Source organism: Hoeflea sp. Naph1 (genome assembly GCF_046837775.1).
In the GTDB taxonomy this organism is placed as follows: Bacteria; Pseudomonadota; Alphaproteobacteria; order Rhizobiales; family Rhizobiaceae; genus Hoeflea.
Genome location: NZ_CP177286.1, coordinates 3,089,997 through 3,108,477, shown reverse-complemented (window position 1 = coordinate 3,108,477; position 18,481 = coordinate 3,089,997). Strand labels below are relative to the sequence as shown.

The 18,481-nt window shown below is 59.9% G+C and carries 12 protein-coding genes and 1 pseudogene; 9 read left to right on the top strand and 4 right to left on the bottom strand.

Annotation, left to right across the window (positions count from 1 at the left end; genetic code table 11):
* From ACK6D9_RS14955 to ACK6D9_RS14930, 6 genes are all read left to right on the top strand, one after another.
* Complete coding sequence (locus ACK6D9_RS14955; protein ID WP_412049111.1) at window positions 1-4,194, top strand: translocation/assembly module TamB domain-containing protein; 4,194 nt, start codon at window positions 1-3, stop codon at window positions 4,192-4,194.
* 143 nt (window positions 4,195-4,337) lie between these two features.
* Window positions 4,338-4,787, top strand: coding sequence for a peptide-methionine (R)-S-oxide reductase MsrB (gene msrB, locus ACK6D9_RS14950; protein ID WP_412049110.1), 450 nt, complete (start codon window positions 4,338-4,340; stop codon window positions 4,785-4,787).
* A complete protein-coding gene (gene msrA / locus ACK6D9_RS14945) occupies window positions 4,788-5,294 on the top strand; it encodes a peptide-methionine (S)-S-oxide reductase MsrA (protein ID WP_412049109.1) in 507 nt (168 codons plus the stop codon).
* Window positions 5,295-5,402: 108 nt separating this feature from the next.
* Entirely contained in the window at window positions 5,403-5,900 is a 498-nt protein-coding gene (locus tag ACK6D9_RS14940; RefSeq protein ID WP_412049108.1) for a TlpA family protein disulfide reductase, read from the top strand.
* Window positions 5,901-5,950: 50 nt separating this feature from the next.
* A complete protein-coding gene (locus ACK6D9_RS14935) occupies window positions 5,951-7,429 on the top strand; it encodes a protein adenylyltransferase SelO (RefSeq protein WP_412049107.1) in 1,479 nt (492 codons plus the stop codon).
* Window positions 7,430-7,564: 135 nt separating this feature from the next.
* A complete protein-coding gene (locus ACK6D9_RS14930; protein WP_412049106.1) occupies window positions 7,565-8,764 on the top strand; it encodes a cation:proton antiporter in 1,200 nt (399 codons plus the stop codon).
* Between the two features lie 66 nt (window positions 8,765-8,830).
* Here ACK6D9_RS14930 and ACK6D9_RS14925 read toward each other — a convergent pair whose 3' ends face one another.
* The 3 genes from ACK6D9_RS14925 to ACK6D9_RS14915 form a co-directional block, all read right to left on the bottom strand.
* Window positions 8,831-9,049 (bottom strand): alkylphosphonate utilization protein, encoded by a 219-nt coding sequence (locus ACK6D9_RS14925; protein WP_412049105.1) that lies wholly within the window; start codon window positions 9,047-9,049, stop codon window positions 8,831-8,833.
* A gap of 91 nt (window positions 9,050-9,140) precedes the next feature.
* Entirely contained in the window at window positions 9,141-9,884 is a 744-nt protein-coding gene (locus ACK6D9_RS14920) for a metallophosphoesterase family protein (RefSeq protein ID WP_412049104.1), read from the bottom strand.
* Between the two features lie 119 nt (window positions 9,885-10,003).
* Complete coding sequence (locus ACK6D9_RS14915) at window positions 10,004-10,678, bottom strand: thermonuclease family protein (RefSeq protein WP_412049103.1); 675 nt, start codon at window positions 10,676-10,678, stop codon at window positions 10,004-10,006.
* Window positions 10,679-10,804: 126 nt separating this feature from the next.
* Between ACK6D9_RS14915 and ACK6D9_RS14910 the strand changes: the two genes are divergently transcribed.
* From ACK6D9_RS14910 to ACK6D9_RS14900, 3 genes and pseudogenes are all read left to right on the top strand, one after another.
* The gene (locus ACK6D9_RS14910; protein ID WP_412049102.1) at window positions 10,805-11,179 is read left to right on the top strand and encodes a DUF6481 family protein; all 375 of its coding nucleotides are present in this window, start codon (window positions 10,805-10,807) and stop codon (window positions 11,177-11,179) included.
* 362 nt (window positions 11,180-11,541) lie between these two features.
* Window positions 11,542-11,829 (top strand): GIY-YIG nuclease family protein, encoded by a 288-nt coding sequence (locus ACK6D9_RS14905; protein ID WP_412049101.1) that lies wholly within the window; start codon window positions 11,542-11,544, stop codon window positions 11,827-11,829.
* Window positions 11,830-13,234: 1,405 nt separating this feature from the next.
* Window positions 13,235-14,079: pseudogene (locus ACK6D9_RS14900) on the top strand (IS5 family transposase).
* 512 nt (window positions 14,080-14,591) lie between these two features.
* Here the strand turns inward: ACK6D9_RS14900 and ACK6D9_RS14895 are convergent.
* Window positions 14,592-18,401, bottom strand: coding sequence for a vitamin B12-dependent ribonucleotide reductase (locus ACK6D9_RS14895; protein WP_412049100.1), 3,810 nt, complete (start codon window positions 18,399-18,401; stop codon window positions 14,592-14,594).
* Between the last annotated feature and the right edge of the window lie 80 nt (window positions 18,402-18,481).

Genomic DNA, 18,481 nt, shown 5'->3' with positions numbered 1-18,481 from the left:
ATGACAGCCGCAACAACGAGCAAACGGCGCCCTGGATTGTTCTGGCGCGTGGCGCGGTGGTTCATCATCCTCATTCTTGTCATCGTCGCCTTTGTGATCCTGCTGGTTTCGACCGCGCCGGGGGGGCGGCTGATTGCGCTGACACTGAACCGGCTCGGGTCAGGGGCGGATCAGAGTGTCGAGATTGACCGGATCGACGGGCTGCTGTCGGGCTCGACGTCGATCGGCCATGTTCTGGTCAAGGATGCCGCTGGCGAGCCATGGTTGCTGATCAAGGGCATCAAGATCGACTGGTCGCCGCTGGCGCTGCTGAGTTCCGGGTTGGCGATCGATGACCTGTCCATCGAGCGGGTGGAACTGGCGCGTCTGCCAGAACCCGCAGAGAAGCAATCAGAGTCCAGCAGCGAACTGGTGTTGCCACTGGCGCTGGATATCAAACGGCTGTCGGCACCCGACATTTTGCTTGGTGAACCGGTTGCCGGCCGCGTGGCTCGGCTCGAGGCGAAGGGTAGTCTTCAGGTCGATGCGAGCGTTTCCACTGCGCTGGCCGATCTGGTGGTCAAGCGGATCGATGGGGTTGGCGGCGAACTTGTCGTCGATGCGGATTACCGCAAGGGCGAGGATCTGCTCAATGTGTCTGCCAAGCTGTCGGAACCGCCGGGCGGGGTGCTGGCGCATTTGCTGCAACTGGCGCCGCAGGATGCCATCAGCGTCAGCGCAACATCGCAAGGCACACTTGCCGACTGGCAACTCAATGTCGCCGGTACGATCAATGATGAAATTGTTGCCGAAGCGCATTTGCAGTTGATCGCCGGTGACGCGGGCGAAGCGGTTTCGCTGCAGGCTGAAGGCGCGTTCGAGCAATTCCTGCCACCCGCGCTGAGCCAGATTGTTGCCGGGCGCAGCGCCCTGAGTCTCGAAGGGGTGATTGAGCCGGATCGCAGCGGTGCGGTGATCGACATTTTCACCTTTGCCTCGGCGCGGCTGTCGGCAGAGGGCCGGGGCCGTGTGGCGTTAAAGGGCGAAGTCGATCTTACTGCGTCGATCTCGCCGCAACCGGGTGCCGGGATGCTGAGTTTCGGCGCGGATGGCGCGCATGTCAGCCTGTCGGTTCCTGAAGCGGAAATGCGGGTGTCGGGCAATGCCGAGGAGGCGAGCATCCATCTGGTGGTCTCGACCGCGCGCATCGAGGGTGCCGATTTCAGTGCCGACGAGGTGTCGGCGGTGGTTGATTTCGGGCAATTTTCGATGGCCACGCGCAGCGGCGAGGGATCTCTAAACATTGATATCGACGCGGTTGGATCGGCCAACGAGATCGTCGCCCGTGCGGTTGCGGGCGGCGTTAATGTTTCGGGGGCGGTTTCTCTGGACGAGGACGGGTCGATAAGCAGCGACAAGATCATGCTTAAATCGGGTGTCACCAATGTTGTGCTGGAAGACATCACCGTCGGGACTGCCGGTGACCTTGCTGCCCGCCTTTCAGGGGCTGTGCGCAGCGCGGTGCTGTCGGACCAGGCCGTGGGCGTGCTCGGCGAGGAGCTCAAATTTGTAGCCGAGGTGGTTCGCGACGACGTCGGTTCGGTTTCGGTGCGTGACTTTCAGCTTTCTTCCCAATTCGCCACCGCATCAGGTGGCGTGGCGCTCGACAGCGAGGGCCAGATTGCCGGTGATGTCGAGGCCGAGCTGAGCAATCTGGCGGGCATGAACGCGGCGGTCAGCGGCGGGCTGAAACTCTCGGCGATGCTCTCGGGACAGAGCACAGCGCCGGCGTTTGTTGCAAAACTGTCGGGCAATGAGCTGGCTGTTCAGGGGCGTGACCTATCCGGGCTGCTGCTTGAAGCCAGTGGGGTGGCCGATACCGCGGCGCCGCAGGCTGATATCGAGCTGAGCGGAACCCTTGATGGGCAACCGATTGCCGGAACAGCCAGGCTGGCGCAATCCGGTGGCGTGGTGCAGATCGACCCGTTGCGGCTGCAGGTTGCCGACAACCTGATCTTCGGAACGCTGGTTCTTGACGAGGCCTACCGTCCCAAGGGCACAATCGAACTCGATCTGAAAGACATAGGCCCATTGGCGGCGCTGGCCTTGCAGAACATTAGCGGCAATGGTGACGGCACGGTCAAATTTGACGTGCGCGACAGCCGTTCTCTGGCTGATATAGCACTGGATTTTCCGACATTGAGCGGTGAGGGCTATGCGGTGCGCGATGCGCGTATCGCCCTGAGCGTGGATGATCTTATGGGCACGCCAAGCCCTGTGGGCACGCTGGATGTTGCCTCAGTGAAGGCTGGGGAGACGGATGTATCGGGGCTGCGGGTCGAATTTTCGCAGGCACAGGGGTGGACGGTGTTTGACGGCAAGGCGCAAGCCGCCGGGTTTCCGGTTGCGCTCAAGGGACGGGTTCGTCCGGGTGAGGCGGGCACCGAACTGGAACTTGAAAGCGGGCGCACGGCCTACCAGGGGCTGGCCATAACGCTGAGTGACCCGGCGCGGGTGGTGATCCGTGACGGGGTGGCCAACATAGAACGGTTGGCGATTTCGCCCGGCGGTGGACGGGTTGCTGTGTCGGGCACAGCCGGCGAGAAACTCGATATTGTCGCAGACCTGTCGGGGCTGCCGCTTGCATCGGCCAACGCGGTCGCGCCGGGCGCGGGGCTGTCTGGAACGCTGTCGGGGCAGGTCAAGATCGGCGGCACGGGTGCGGCACCGGTGGTCAGTTATGATCTCAATGTCAGCAATCTGCGGGCAGCCGCGGCCTCCTCTGTCGCTGACGTGCCACTGGCGGTGACGGCGACCGGCGGTCTGCAAGGCGGCAGGCTCAGCTTCAACGCTCGCGCGGAAGGCAGTGGCTTGTTGTTTACTGCGACCGGTGGTCTCGATACAGCCGGTGCAAAGCAATTGTCTGCCAATATCAACGGCAAGGTGCCGTTCTCTCTGCTTTCGCGGCAACTGGCCGCGCAGGGGTTGGCGCTCAGCGGGACGGCCAATGCCGACATCTCGATTTCCGGAACGGCTGCGGCGCCGCAGATCGCCGGGACGATATCGACATCGGATGCGCGGCTTGTCGATGGCCGGTCGGGGCTGGCAATTGACAAGCTGTCGGCCGAAGTGGGGCTGACGCCAGGCCAGGCCTCAATCCGGTCGCTTTCCGGAACATTGTCTTCTGGTGGCCAGATCAGCGGTTCGGGAACCATCGGTATTGAACCTGGATCAGGTTACCCGGCTGATTTGAAACTGAAGGTGGCGCGCGGACGTTATGCCGACGGACAGATGGTGGCGACACGTTTTGATGCCGATTTGGCGCTTTCGGGGGCACTGATCGAACGGCCGACGCTTAGTGGTACAGTGCAGCTCGACGAGACGACGATTACCGTGCCCGATAGTCTGCCGGCCTCGATTTCACAGCTTGATGTTACCCACAAGAACGCATCAGCAGCTGTGGAAGCGCAATCCGAGCGGTTGTCGGCGGATGCTGGCGGCGGCGGTTCGGGCGGGCTTGGGCTTGATCTGACCGTCCGTGCAACCCGGATCTTTGTTCGCGGCCGCGGCATGGATGTGGAACTTGGCGGGTCTGTGCGGTTGTCGGGCAGTTCGAATGCGCCCTCAGCGTCGGGCGGCTTCGAACTTCAGCGGGGTCGTTTGAACATTTTGGGCAAGCGGCTCGATTTTGACAGGGGCAAGATCGGGTTCGCGGGATCGACAGTACCGATCCTGGATTTTGCGGCATCGAACCGGGCTGGCAGCACCACGGTAACGGTTCTGGTGACAGGACCTGCCAACCGGCCGGAATTCAGCTTCACCTCGAGCCCGGAACTGCCCGAAGATGAAGTGCTGGCGCTGCTGATCTTCGGCCGCTCGCTCAACGATCTCTCGGCGATCCAGATTGCCCAACTGGCCGAAGCAGCAGGTCAATTGACCGGCGTGGTCAAGGGCGGCGGATTGGTGGAGAAACTACGCCGGGCCACTGGCGTTGACGATATCGACGTGCGTACCGACGAGGATACCGGCGAAACCTCGCTGGGAGTCGGCAAATATCTCAATGACCGTACCTATTTGGGACTGGAGAGCGGCACCGGTGCCGGATCCAGCAAGGCCCGGATTGATCTCGATATCGGTCGCGGCATCAAGTTGCGTGGCGAAGCCGGTGCGGACGGCGAAACCAAGGGCGGCATTTTCTTCGAACGCGAATATTGAGCCGCTTTTGGTCGCGTTCACCGCAAGTTGAACGGTTCCAGGCACTCGGGGCTGCGGCGCGCGGTCGCCGGTGATTGAAAAACTTCCCACAGAGGCCCATTTTAGGGCCTGATGCCATCTACCTTCCTGGAGGGAGCGAAGCCATGACCAGAGCCTTCTCAAAGACCGACGATGCAATTGCCAGCCTGACGCCGGAACAATTCCGGGTAACCCAACAAAGCGGCACCGAGCGGCCGTTTACGGGCGAATACAATGACAACAAGGCTGCCGGTATCTATGTCGACATCGTTTCGGGTGAACCGCTGTTTGCCTCATCTGACAAATTCGAAAGCGGTTGTGGCTGGCCGAGCTTCACAAAACCGATCGAGCCTGCCCATGTCACCGAGGTTCGTGATGGCAGCCTTGGCATGGTCCGTATTGAAGTGCGCTCCAAACATGGCGACAGCCATCTCGGCCATGTGTTTCCCGACGGCCCACAGGACCGGGGTGGGCTTCGCTATTGCATCAATTCAGCCTCGTTGCGCTTCATTGCCAAGGAGGACATGGAAGCGGAAGGGTATGGCGATTACATCGATCAAGTGGAGGATATCTAGATGACGGAACGCGCAGTACTGGCCGGTGGGTGTTTCTGGGGCATGCAGGATCTGATCCGCAGGCTGCCGGGCGTGGAAAGTACCCGTGTCGGCTACACCGGTGGTGACGTGAAAAACGCCACTTATCGCGATCACGGCACCCATGCCGAGGGCATCGAGATCAGCTTTGATCCAAACCGGATCAGCTATCGTGAGTTATTGGAATTCTTCTTCCAGATCCACGATCCGTCGACCCCGAACAGGCAGGGCAATGACCACGGCATGTCCTATCGCTCGGCCATCTACTACACCGATGAGCAGCAGCGCCAGACCGCACGCGATACCATCGCGGATGTCGATGCTTCCGGATTGTGGCCCGGCAAGGCGGTGACCGAGGTTGAACCGGTGGGGGATTTCTGGGAGGCCGAGCCCGAGCATCAGGATTATCTCGAGCGAATTCCCAACGGCTACACCTGCCATTTTCCCAGGCCCGACTGGGTGCTGCCCAAGCGGGATGCGGCCGAATAGGTCGAACTCGTTATCTTGACGATAAGCCAGTGGCGACAACCGATGTTGCCACTGGTACCGGCTTCACTGGCTGCCGGGGCCCATGCAAGCCTTCGGAAAGGACATCCCATGCAATTTGGTTCTTTACATCGCTCTGCGCCGGAACTCAGGGTGCGCGAATGGATCGACGGTGAAGGGCAAGCGCGGGGGCCGGTGACCTTGTCCGAGCTTGGCGATGGGCTGAAGATCCTGTTCTGCTTTCAGCATGCCTGCCCGGGTTGCCATTCACGCGGGTTTCCGGTGCTGCGCTACCTGCATCACCACCTCGCCGGCCAGGGCGTCGGCTTTGCGGTGATCCAGACGGTGTTCGAGGATTTCAAGGACAACACCGTCGACAAGCTCAGCATCAACCAGCAACGCTATGAACTTCCCATTCCGTTCGGCCATGACCTGGCGCGGGAAGATGAGACCTATCCGAGTTTCATGCAGGATTATCGCTCGGCGGGCACGCCGTGGTTTACCATCATCGATCAGAACAACCAAGTGATCTATGCCGATTTCGGTCTCGACCCGCGTCGCTTCCTGGAAGCGCTGGGATTTGAGAGCCTGGAATTCGAGATCGATTGAGTGGGCGCCGGCGCTGGTATCGGCGTGCGACGCAACAGGGAACGAAGCCAATGAGCATTGCAGGACTGAAATTCGACAACAGCTACGCGCGCGACCTCGAAGGGTTTTACGTACCATGGAAGGGCGCCGAGGTGCCTGCACCGAAACTGGTCCGCTTCAATCGAGAACTGGCGGTGGAGCTGGGGCTTGATGCCGATGCGCTCGACAGCGCCGAGGGTGCAGCCATTCTTTCGGGCCATACCGCGCCGGAGGGAGCTACGCCGCTGGCGATGGCCTATGCCGGGCACCAGTTCGGCGGTTTTTCACCGCAGCTCGGTGATGGCCGGGCGCTGCTTCTGGGAGAGGTAATCGACAGCCACGACGAGCGCCGCGACCTCCACCTCAAAGGGTCCGGCCGGACGCCGTTCTCACGTGGTGGCGATGGCAAGGCTGTGCTCGGGCCGGTGCTGCGCGAATATATCATCGGCGAGGCGATGCATGCGCTGGGTGTGCCGACCACACGGGCGCTGGCGGCAGTAATGACCGGCGAAAGCATCATGCGCCAGGCCGGCGCCGAGCAAGGTGCTGTGCTGGCGCGGGTGGCGTCGAGCCATTTGCGGGTGGGCACGTTCCAGTTCTTTGCGGCGCGCGGCGAAACCGACCGTTTGCGGCAACTCGCCGACTATGCCATCGCCCGGCACTACCCGGCGCTCGCAGGCAAGCCCGACCGCTATCTGCAACTGCTTGTGCAGGTGCGCGACCGGCAGGCGGCGCTGATTGCCAAATGGATGCTGATTGGCTTCGTGCACGGGGTGATGAACACCGACAACATGACGATTTCCGGTGAGACCATCGATTACGGCCCCTGCGCCTTCCTCGATGTCTACGACCCGAAGATGGTGTTCTCGTCTATCGACCAGAACGGGCGTTACGCCTATGGCAACCAGCCGCAAATTGCCCAGTGGAACCTGGCGCGGCTGGCTGAAACCCTGCTCGACCTTATCAACCCCGATGACAGCGATGCGGCGGTGCGGATGGCGAGCGAGGTAATCAACGATTTTCCGGAAGCCTATCAGGACGCATGGCTTGAAGGCATGCGCCAAAAACTTGGCGTTGAGCGCGAGGAAGATACTGACATGGAACTTGCCACCGACCTGTTTTCGGTGATGGAAGGCCAGAATGTTGATTTCACGCAGCTGTTCCGCAGCCTCTCCGATGTCGCCGCGGGCCAAGCTGAAGCCGCACGGGCCTTGTTTGACGATCCTGCCGTCTTCGATGGCTGGCTTGCAGCCTATCGGGAGCGGTTGCTGCGTGAGCCGGGCACGGCCCAAGAGCGTGCTGCGGCGATGAACCGCGTCAATCCGGTCTATATCCCGCGCAACCACATGGTGGAAGCAGCCCTTGAGTCCGCCGGCAAGAGTGACCTCGCACCCTTCGAACGGCTGGTCGAAGTGCTTGCCAGACCATTCGAGGCGCGCACAGGTCTGGAAGTCTATGCGCTGGGCGCGCCCTCCGGATTTGGCGCCTACACCACTTATTGCGGCACCTGACGGCCCCGATCATCCGGACGCTCACGGTCCAGCCTACAGCTTTGATTGATCAATTGCCCGGTTGGAGGTGGCCATGCACATTGCCGCGCGCCATAGTCGTCCGGCAACCGGATTCGTGAACGGAAAGGACGCGGCATGGGCGTCGACTTTGACTGGGTGATCCTGGGCATATTGGCGGCCTTCATTGCCTATTCGCTGTTGACGAAAGCGGTCGATCGTTCGCTGCTGACGCTGCCGATCATCTTCATGGGCGTGGGGTATCTGGTCTCCGACCCGTTGCGTGCCGCCGCGCCGCCGGAAATTCTGAGCGAGGGCAAGCGGCTGCTGGCGGAATTCACGCTGGTGCTGGTGCTGTTCGCCGATGCCTCGCATGTGAGGTTTTCCCAGCTCAAGCAGAATTGGCAGTTGCCGGGCCGGATGCTTTTGATCGGCCTGCCGCTGTCGCTTATTTTTGGAACGCTGGCGGTTTACCTGATCAGCCCCGAGGGCGGGATCGCGATGGCGTTGCTGACGGCGGCGCTGCTTTCGCCCACCGATGCGGCGCTCGGACAAGCCGTGGTTTCGAGCCCCGATGTGCCGGAGCGGCTGAGTGAAACAATCAATGTCGAAAGCGGGCTCAATGATGGGCTGGTGCTGCCGGTGGTGCTGCTGGGCGCGATCCTGGCCTCGGCGGGGGTGTCGGACGCCAATACCGACGGGCTTGCCATCGCCGCCCTGATCCAGATCGTGCTCGGGCCGCTGGCGGGCATTGCGGTCGGCTGGAGCGTGGCGCGGCTGCTCGATCTGGCGCAAACCCGGCAATTGATTGCAGAATCCGCCGAGGGCGTGGTGTTTGTGGCAACCGCCTTTGCTGCATATGTGTTTGCCGAGGTGATTGGTGGCAATGGTTTTATCGCCGCCTTTGTCGGCGGCATGGTGTTTGGCAATACCTATCGGCACCATATCCGTTTCATCCGCGAATTCATGGATGGCGCCGGGCAATTGCTGACGATGACGTCGTTTCTGGTGTTTGGCGCGCTGTTGCTGCCCGACGGCATCGAGCATGCCACGGCAAGTGCTGTGATCATTGCCGTGCTGTTTCTCACCGTGGTGCGGATGGCGGCGATCTGGCTGTCGCTGTTGGGCACCGGGCTCAAGATCAGGGAGAAGCTGTTTTTAGGCTGGTTCGGGCCGCGCGGGTTGGCCTCGATCCTGTTCACGCTGATCATCATGGACGAATACGTGTTTGCCAACGCGGACGAGCTGCTGGCCTGCGTTTCGATGACGGTGGCGTTTTCGATCCTTGCCCACGGCCTGAGTTCGACACCGCTGGCAAGGCGTATTGGCAAAACCTGACGCCGGAGGCGTGGGAGGCATCCCCGGAGCACGCCCGGGGATGATGCCGATAAGGGCTGAGTGCCCTCAGGCCTTTTTCAAAAACTCGGTGCGCAACACCAGGCCCTTGATCTTTTCGACCCGGCATTCGACCTCGTCGGGATTGCCGGTCAACCGGATGCCCTTGACCATGGTGCCGCGCTTGACGGTCGATGAAGTGCCCTTGACCTTGAGGTCCTTGATCACGGTGACATTGTCGCCATCGTTCAATACCGTGCCGTTCGAATCCCGAGTTTCGTCGCTCATCTCGTTCGCCTTTGTGTTCGAGTTCGCAGAGGTTTAGCCCGTGGAGACGGGAAATGAAAAGGGGTGGGCGCCGGATTGTCCGGAAAAAACGTCAGCAGCAGTCGAGCGGCTGTGCCTGGCGTACGGTGATCTGCCCGTCATGGACGCTGGTGGTCAGGAACCGGGGTGCCGTGGCGCCGTTAAGAATCACACAGGTGAGGTGGCCGGAATAATAGGCTCCGGTGTCGATGGCGATGCGATTCGGGTGAATTTCCGGCAGGCTGGATTCCGTCGGCGTGTGGCCGTGAACGATGGTCTTGGGCAATGGCCCGGCGAAGCTGAGGAATTTCTCGCGGATCCAGCGGGTGGTGCGGGGTTCCTGGGCCGCGAGCCCGAGATGCGGATCGATGCCTCCATGGACGAGGGCATGGTGCTCGCTTTCGACCATCCAGCTGGCTGCGCGAAGTGTCTCGACATGGCCGGGAAATCCGCGGGCGAACGTTGTGGCGAGGCTGTCGATCGGATCACGCGCATCCAGTCCATAGGACTGCAGGGTGGCGATGCCGCCATTGGGATACCAAACCCGCACCACGTCCTGGTGATCCTCATCAGGAGTGATGAAGCGCAGCAGGAATTCCTCGTGATTGCCCAGCACCAGCTGCGAATCGGGGTATTGGGCGAGCGCTCCGATCACCAGATCGAGACAGCCGCGGCTGTCGGGCCCGCGGTCGATGACATCGCCAAGAAAAACGATCCGCGCCGCACGACCGGCCATGTCCTCGCCGATCGCCTCCAGCAGCGCCGCCAGCAGGTCGCTGCGGCCATGAACATCGCCGATGGCATAGGTGAGGGGCATTTTCACTCCGGGCTCAAAGATTCGGTTTTCCATATTGGCAGAAGTCTAACCGGGAAATTGGATGGGTGCGGGGCGGCGTGGAGAATTTTTCCGGACGAATTTGTGCAGGCGTCGGGCGCCTAGTTGCACCAGGACTGTTTGTAGCCGCGCCAACGATGCGCCAGACCCTCGTCAATCAGCGTATCTCCGAGCGAGCGGCCGTTGCGGTAGATGCTTCTGAGCTTGCGGCCGTAGACATCGCGGTCACGGGTTTCGGTTCGCCGCAATTCCGCCGGGCCGGCATTGAGCAATTGCACCAGCCGGATCTGGGCCTGGTTTGCCAATGTGCGTTCGCGATGACAGGCGGGGCGGGAGATTTCCGGTGTGTTGATATCGGCGATCCTGATTTTCTCGCCGTCAAGGTAGATCGTGTCGCCGTCGATGACGCAGTTTATCCGGGCGCTGCCGCTGCAAACGGAAAAAGAGTGATGAAATTGCGCCGCGTCCCTGACGCTTCCGAGCGATGGCAAGGCGAGCGACGGCTGGAGCAGGTTGTAACTGATGAGCGCCAGCAGCAGGCCGGCCAGCAAAAATGGAACGGATCGTCGCGGCAGGGACTGCGGGAGGGTTTGGAATGTTTGCGGGCGGGGCGGTCGGCGCCGGCGAGCGCAAACTGGCCACTGGCGAATCGTCGTCTTGGCTTGAACCGGTAAACCTTGCCCATCGCGCCTCTCCTTGCGCCATGTTGGCAACAACAGGTTGAGAAATGGTTCCGTCAGGCCAATGCTGGAGCCAGAGAAGGCGGTGCGCTGCAAAATGTTCCTGTCAAAATGGCCCCAAATGGGTGTACAAGCGCGGTTGGAACACCAAATACATTGAGAGCGCCTGGTTTGGGCGCCTTTGCCATATCGGCTCCATTTCCAACCAAGGACGAATTTCGTTTGAAAAACCAAGTACGTACGACCTTCACCGACCGCCGCCAGGATGCCATGGAGGCCAAAAAGAAGCTGCTGGAAAAAATGAAGGCAGCGCCGAAGGCTGATGACCCGGAGGTTGTCGCCAGGCGCGCCGAGCGCGAAGCGGTGGCAAAGGCGCGCGAAATTCGCCACGCCGAACGCGCGCGGCTGAAGCTCGAAGAAGAAGCACGCAAGGCAGCGCAGGAAGCAGCTGACGCGGAAGCGGCCTACGCAGCTGAACATGCCGAACGTCTGGCCCGCGAGGAAGAAGAAAAGGCCCGCGCCGAACGCGCGGTTGCCGATATGGCCGCCATGAAGGAAAAGCGCGACAAGCGCTATGCTGCCCGCAAGGCCAGGTAATACCGAGGCTTGGGCCGGGTTCACCCCGGCCGATCCCACCCCTCACCAACAATATCTGCGACTTAGCTACGCTAAGGTCGCGATTTTGTATCCTCTCGCACAAGGGGCGAGGAGAGGGTGACGTGTGTTTGCCAAATTTGGCTCTGCCCATTGTGGGTGAGGAAGCAATTTCACCGCCTTAGCCGCAGGCCAAGTGCTAGAAATTGCACGTGAGGCGATTGCACCGTCCTTGTCCGGCTTCCACCGCTCCGTCGCCGTTCTCAGTCCCCGTCGCTGTACGGGTTCACACTCTCCGTCGTCATCCTCGGCCATCGAGCCGAGGATCCATTCCGTGATGTTGCAACTTGCGGTATCTTTTGCCGATGACGGGGTATGTCTACATGCTCGCCAGCCGGAAGGGCGGGACCATCTATATCGGCGTGACCAATGATCTGGGCCGTCGCGTGCCTGAACATGTGGCTGGAGCCGGATCGCGCTTCACCAGCCGTTACGGCGTGCGGCGACTGGTCTGGTATGAGGAGCATTTCGATATCCGCGATGCCATCCAGCGTGAGAAGTCGCTCAAGCGCTGGCCGCGGCAGTGGAAGATCGAACTGATCGAAAAGACCAATCCGGACTGGTTTGAATTGTTTCGCGGTACCGGTTGGTGATGACCAGTGCGATTAAAGCTGTGTCCGACGATGGGGCTTGCCATGTTGTGGGATTACGGAATGGATCCTAGGGTCGGAGCCCTAGGATGACGAAGCCCGGGGGAATCGTCTTGACACCATATAACTATCGTCCCGACTCATTTTCACCGTCGTCATCCTCGGCCACCGAGCCGAGGATCCATTCCGTGATGTTGCGTGAGAAATTGAGCTGCCTGTATGCCGCGTTCTCGTGTGAGAGGTGGGGCGAGCGCTGGCCGTAACAACGGACGGACAATCTCATAGAGAAGTCCAATCCGGATTGGTTTGAATTGTTTAGCGGCACCGGGTGGTGATGGGCCAATGTAATCGGACCCTTGCCCTGCGATGGGTCTTGCCGTGCTGCGGGATCACGGAATGGATCCTAGGGTCGGGGCCCTACGATGACGAAGTGTGGGGGGAATCGTCTTGGCATCATCTGACCGTCGTCCTGGCTCATTCTCCCCGTCGTCATCCTCGGCCTCCGAGCCGAGGATCCATCCCGTGCTGTTGCGTGAGAAATTGAGCTGCCTGTATGCCGCGTTCTAGTGTCAGAGGTGGGGCGAGCGCTGGCCGTAACAACGGACGGTTAATCTCGTAGAGAAGACCAATCCGGACTGGTTTGAACTGTTTCGCGGCACTGGGTGGTGATGGGGCGAGTGCGATCGGACCCGTTCCCTGCGATGGGGCTTGCCGTGTTGTGGGATTGCGGAATGGATCCTAGGGTCGGGGCCCTAGGATGACGAAGTCCGGGGGAATCGTCTTGACACCATATAACTATCGTCCCGGCTCATTTTCACCGTCGTCATCCTCGGCCACCGAGCCGAGGATCCATTCCGTGATGTGGGGGTGTGGACGAATCGTCTCTGACCGCGCCGACGCGCGGTGGCTGGATCCCGGATCAAGTCCGGGATGACGAAGGTGTGTGTTGCGTGGCCCCTCACCAACAAAATCTGCGACTTAGCTTGCGCTAAGCGCGCGATTTTGTGTCCTCTCCTACCAAGGGAGAGGTAGGACGCGACCGTTTGCCCATGTACCGTTGCCAGTATAAAATAATCCGTTTGTGTATGAGCTCAGCGTGCCTCATCAAATGTAGCGATCGCTCAATAAAGCTCAGTTTTTAACAATCTGAAATGCAATCTGACCCAATATAGAAAAGATGATAATTGACCAGTATGAACGGACTGCCAGATTTTTTGAGATATGTAGGTATTTTGATTTTGAGAAATTTGTGAAAATGTATTGTGTGTATACTTGATCTATTTCCTTCGCAGTAATGTTTACTATTTCGTCAATTTTTAGGTAAGAAGTGTCTGAGTGTCGGTCCGGAAAGAAGTTGAATGATATGAATCGTTTGTGATTCCATGCCGTTGATTTGTTTGACGATGGGATGGAGGCTATGTGGACGAAAGCGAACCGTGGGAAATACAATCGGGATGGTCTGCGCTATCCCAGCGATCTGACGGATGCGGAATGGGCGCTGGTCGAGCCTTTGATACCTCCTGCCAAGCGGGGTGGCCGCAGGCGTGAGGTCAATGTGCGCGAGGTTCTTAACGGCCTGCTTTATGTTCTCAGCACCGGCTGCCAATGGCGGGCTGTTCCGAAGGACTTGCCGCCGAAGAGCACCCTGTTCAGCTATTTCGACCTTTGGAACTGGGACGGCACACTCGGCCGTATTCATCAGGAGCTTTATGTGAAATGCCGCGAGGCGATGGGACGCGAGGCTAGCCCGACAGCGGCGGTCATCGACAGCCAGAGCGTCAAAGGCGCGGAAAAAGGGGGGCTTGTATCGACCCGAGCGGGTATGATGCGGGGAAGAAGGTCAAGGGTAAGAAGCGGCATATCCTTGTCGACACGGTAGGTCTGCTGCTGCATGCGCTGGTTCATCCAGCCGACATCCAGGACCGCGACGGCGGCCTGCTGGTCATCAAGACGTTGTTCGGGCGCTATCCGTTTTTGAAGAAACTCTTTGCGGACGGTGGCTATCAGGGACCTGTCTTCGCCAAGGGTCAGAAGAAGGCCATGCCCGGGCTGGCGATCAAGATCATCAAGCGATCCGACATCGTCAAGGGTTTTGAGGTTCTGCCGAGACGCTGGGTGGTCGAACGGACTTTCGCGTGGCTTGGGCGATGCCGCAGGCTGGCAAAGGACTTCGAGAACCTTTCGCGCAACGCGCTCGCCTTTCTCAAACTCGCGTCTATCCGCCTCATGCTGCGAAGGCTCTGTTCAAAATGAACAACTTTCCGGACCGACTCTGAGTAGTCCCAATCTGTCCATATTTTTAGCTCGACCGTTGAGTTTGGCAAAAGTGAATCTAGGCGAAAACTTTTACCGAAAACGCTTCCTTTTTCCGTTCCGTCGATTTTAGTGTCGACAATTATGTCTGAATTATTCCGGATATGATGTCTTATTCCGCTAATTTCACGCTTGCTTTTGTTTTTTAATGAGATGCGTAAGTATCCACGACGTGAGTCGATTTGACGAAGTTTATCTACGACGTCAGCCGTCGGCTTTATGTTGGCACGAATATTCCATCTCTGTTCAGAATACTCGGTAATAGATTCGGATAAATACTGCGGCATATCAAATGAGAAAATCTGAACACTCGCGGATAGTTTCGTTTTTTGACCTATGGCTAGTGTCCATAATGGCTGAATGAAAGCAGAGACGAGGGAGCCGATTACAGCGCCCCCGACGGTATATATCGCCGCTACAGCGGTTTCAGACAGCATCTATAAATTCAATCCTCAGCTGCAGCCGCTCGTTGCCCCGCAGGTGTCGCACTTCTCGCAGGTGCCGTTGCGCACCATGGTGAAGTTCTGGCATTCGGTGCACATGTTGCCGGTGTAGCCCTGGGCGAGGGACCGGGCGCGGCGGGCGGCGGCCTTGGCCTTGGCGTCGCGGGCCTCGGATTCGGCGATATCGGAGAACAGCTCTTCCGCCTCGTTTTCGACCAGCGCGATTTCGGCGGCCAGTTCCTCGGCGCGCTCTTCATAATCGCGCCTGAAGGCGATGGCGCCGTCGGTCTCGATCTCCTCGGGCTGGGACTTGACCGCCAGATTGGCTGATCCCTTGGCCGAGCCAGAGCTCTTGGAGGCGAACGATCCGGTGATCACCGAGGCGCCGGAGGAGGGGGCGTTGGCGGCCTGGCCCTTGGGCTCGGAGTTTGCGCCGATGCCATGGCCGGTAACAACCTTGAGCGAGGCGCCGCGGGTCAGACCCTTGGAGAACGGGCTTGCCTTGCCCTCGGAAATCCCCTTGCCCATCGTGGTGTTGGAGAAGTCCGACATGTCGACATGGGCGAGATCGTTGCGACCGAGATAGGAGACGGCCAGTTCCCGGAACACATAGTCGAGGATCGATGTGGCGTTCTTGATGGCGTCGTTGCCCTGAACCATGCCAGCGGGTTCAAACCGGGTGAAGGTGAACGCCTCGACATATTCCTCAAGCGGCACGCCGTATTGCAGGCCAATCGAGATCGAGATGGCAAAATTGTTCATCATCGCCCGGAAGGCAGCGCCTTCCTTGTGCATGTCGATGAAGATCTCGCCCAGCCGGCCGTCGTGATATTCGCCGGTGTGGACATAGACCTTGTGGCCGCCGATCACCGCCTTCTGGGTGTAGCCCTTGCGCCGGTTGGGCATTCTTTCGCGATCGTGCACCAGTTTCTCGACCACCCGCTCGACGATCTTTTCGGTGACCGTGACAGCCTGGGCTGCTTGTGGCTGGGCAGCCAGCGCTTCGATTGCGTCGTCCTCGTCCTCATCATCCTCGATCAAGGAGGAATTGAGCGGCTGGCTGAGCTTTGAGCCATCGCGGTAGAGCGCGTTGGCCTTCAGTGCCAGCTTCCAGGACAGCATGTAGGCGTTCTTGCAATCATCGACGGTGGCGTCATTGGCCATGTTGATGGTTTTCGAGATCGCGCCGGAGATGAACGGCTGGGCGGCTGCCATCATGCGGATGTGGCTGTCGACCGACAGATAGCGCTTGCCGACCTTGCCGCAAGGGTTGGCGCAATCAAACACCGGATAGTGCTCTTCCTTGAGGTGCGGTGCGCCTTCCAGCGTCATCGCCCCGCAGACATGGATGTTGGCGGCTTCGATGTCCTTCTTGGCGAACCCGATGGCAGACAGCATGTCGAAGGAAAAATCGTTCATCTGCTCGTCGGTGAGGCCGAGCACATCCTTGCAGAAGTCTTCGCCCAGCGTCCACTTGTTGAACACGAACTTGATGTCGAAGGCGGCCTTGGTGGCGCCGTTGATGGCTTCGATCTTCTCGTCGGTGAAGCCCTTGCCTTTCAGCGAACCGGGATTGATGGCCGGCGCCTGGTTGATGTTGCCGTGACCGACCGCATAGGCCTCGATCTCGGCCAGCTGGGCTTCGGAATAGCCGAGCGTGCGCAGCGCTTCGGGCACCGCGTTGTTGATGATCTTGAAGTAGCCGCCACCGGCGAGCTTCTTGAACTTGACCAGCGCGAAATCGGGCTCGATGCCGGTGGTGTCGCAATCCATCACCAGGCCGATGGTGCCGGTTGGTGCCACAACCGAAACCTGGGCGTTGCGGTAGCCGTGTTTTTCACCGAGCTCGAGCGCCTTGTCCCAGGCAGCTGTTGCGTGGGCGATAAGGTCCGGATCGGGGCAGTCCTGATGGATCAGCGCCACCGGATCGACCGACAGCTCCTCGTAGCCGCCGGTTTCGCCATGGGCGGCGCGGCGGTGGTTGCGGATGACCCGCAGCATGTTCTTCTTGTTTTCCTTGAAACCGGCGAAGGGGCCGATCTCGCCGGCCATTTCAGCCGATGTGGCGTAGGAAACGCCGGTCATGATCGCCGACAGGGCGCCGCAGATGGCGCGGCCTTCCTTGGAATCATAGGGAATGCCGGTGGTCATCAGCAAGCCGCCGATATTGGCAAAGCCCAGACCCAAGGTGCGGTATTTGTAGGACTGCTCGGCAATCTGGCGCGAAGGGAACTGGGCCATCATTACCGAGACCTCGAGCACGATGGTCCAGAGCCGGACGGCGTGTTCGTAATCGGCGATGTCGATCTGCTTGGTGCCGGCGTCCTTGAACTGCAAGAGGTTGAGCGAGGCCAGGTTGCAGGCGGTGTCGTCAAGGAACATGTATTCCGAGCACGGATTGGAGGCGCGGATCGGGCCTTCTGCCGGGCAGGTGTGCCAGTCGTTCATGGTGGTGTTGAAGTGCAGGCCCGGATCAGCCGAGGCCCAGGCGGCATGGCCGATCTGTTCCCACAGGTCGCGCGCCTTCAGCGTCTTCATGATCTTGCCGTCCTTGCGGGCGGTCAGATGCCATTCGCCGTCGGTTTCGACAGCGCGCAGGAAGTCGTCCTTGATCGAGACCGAGTTGTTGGAGTTCTGGCCTGAAACCGTGAGGTAGGCTTCCGAATCCCAATCGGTGTCGTAGGTCTTGAATTCGATGTCGGTGTAGCCCTGCTTGGCAAACTGGATGACGCGCTTGACGTAGTTTTCAGGCACCTGGTTCTTCTTGGCGGCCTTGATCTCGCGCTTCAGCGCCGGGTTCTGCTTGGGGTCGAAGCAGGCGTCGTTGTCGGCCTCGCAGTTGAGGCAAGCCTTCATGATCGCCTTGAGGTGCATGGCCACGATCTTCGAACCGGTGACGAGGGCTGCAACCTTCTGCTCTTCCTTGACCTTCCAGTTGATGTAGGCCTCGATATCGGGGTGATCGATGTCGACCACCACCATCTTGGCAGCGCGGCGGGTGGTTCCGCCCGACTTGATGGCGCCGGCGGCGCGGTCGCCGATCTTGAGGAAGCTCATCAGGCCTGACGACTTGCCGCCGCCCGAGAGCTTTTCGCCTTCGCCGCGCAGATGCGAGAAGTTGGAGCCGGTGCCGGAGCCGTATTTGAACAGCCGCGCTTCACGCACCCACAGATCCATGATGCCGTTGTCGTTGACGAGATCGTCCTCGACCGACTGGATGAAGCAGGCATGCGGCTGCGGGTGCTCGTAGGAGGATTCGGACTTCTTCAGCTTGCCGGTGAACGGGTCGACATAGAAATGGCCCTGGCCGGGGCCGTCGATGCCGTAAGCCCAATGCAGGCCGGTGTTGAACCACTGTGGCGAATTGGGCGCAACGCGCTGGGTGGCGAGCATGTAGGCAAGCTCGTCCATGAACGCGCGGGCGTCGTCCTCAGTGGTGAAATAGCCGCCCTTCCAGCCCCAATAGGTCCAGGTGCCGGCGAGCCGGTCAAACACCTGACGGGCATCGGTTTCGGAACCGTAGCGCTCGTCTTCGGGAAGCTTTTCGAGGGCCTTTTCATCAGCGACCGAGCGCCACAGCCAGGACGGCACCGAATTTTCCTCGACCTTCTTGAGGCGGGCCGGGACACCGGCCTTGCGGAAATACTTCTGCGCCAGAATGTCGGCTGCAACCTGGCTGAACTGCACCGGCACATCAATGTCGGCCAGACGGAAGACGATGGAGCCGTCAGGATTCCTGATCTCGCTCGTGGCCTTGCGGAATTCGATTTCTGCGTAGGCGGACTGGCCGTCTTTGGTGAACCGTCGGTCGATGCGCATTGTAGTCCTCTTTAATAGCCCCAGCCGAGCGCAGTCCTTGCGTCACGACAAAATCTTCCTCGCAGGCAGCGTAGTCATTG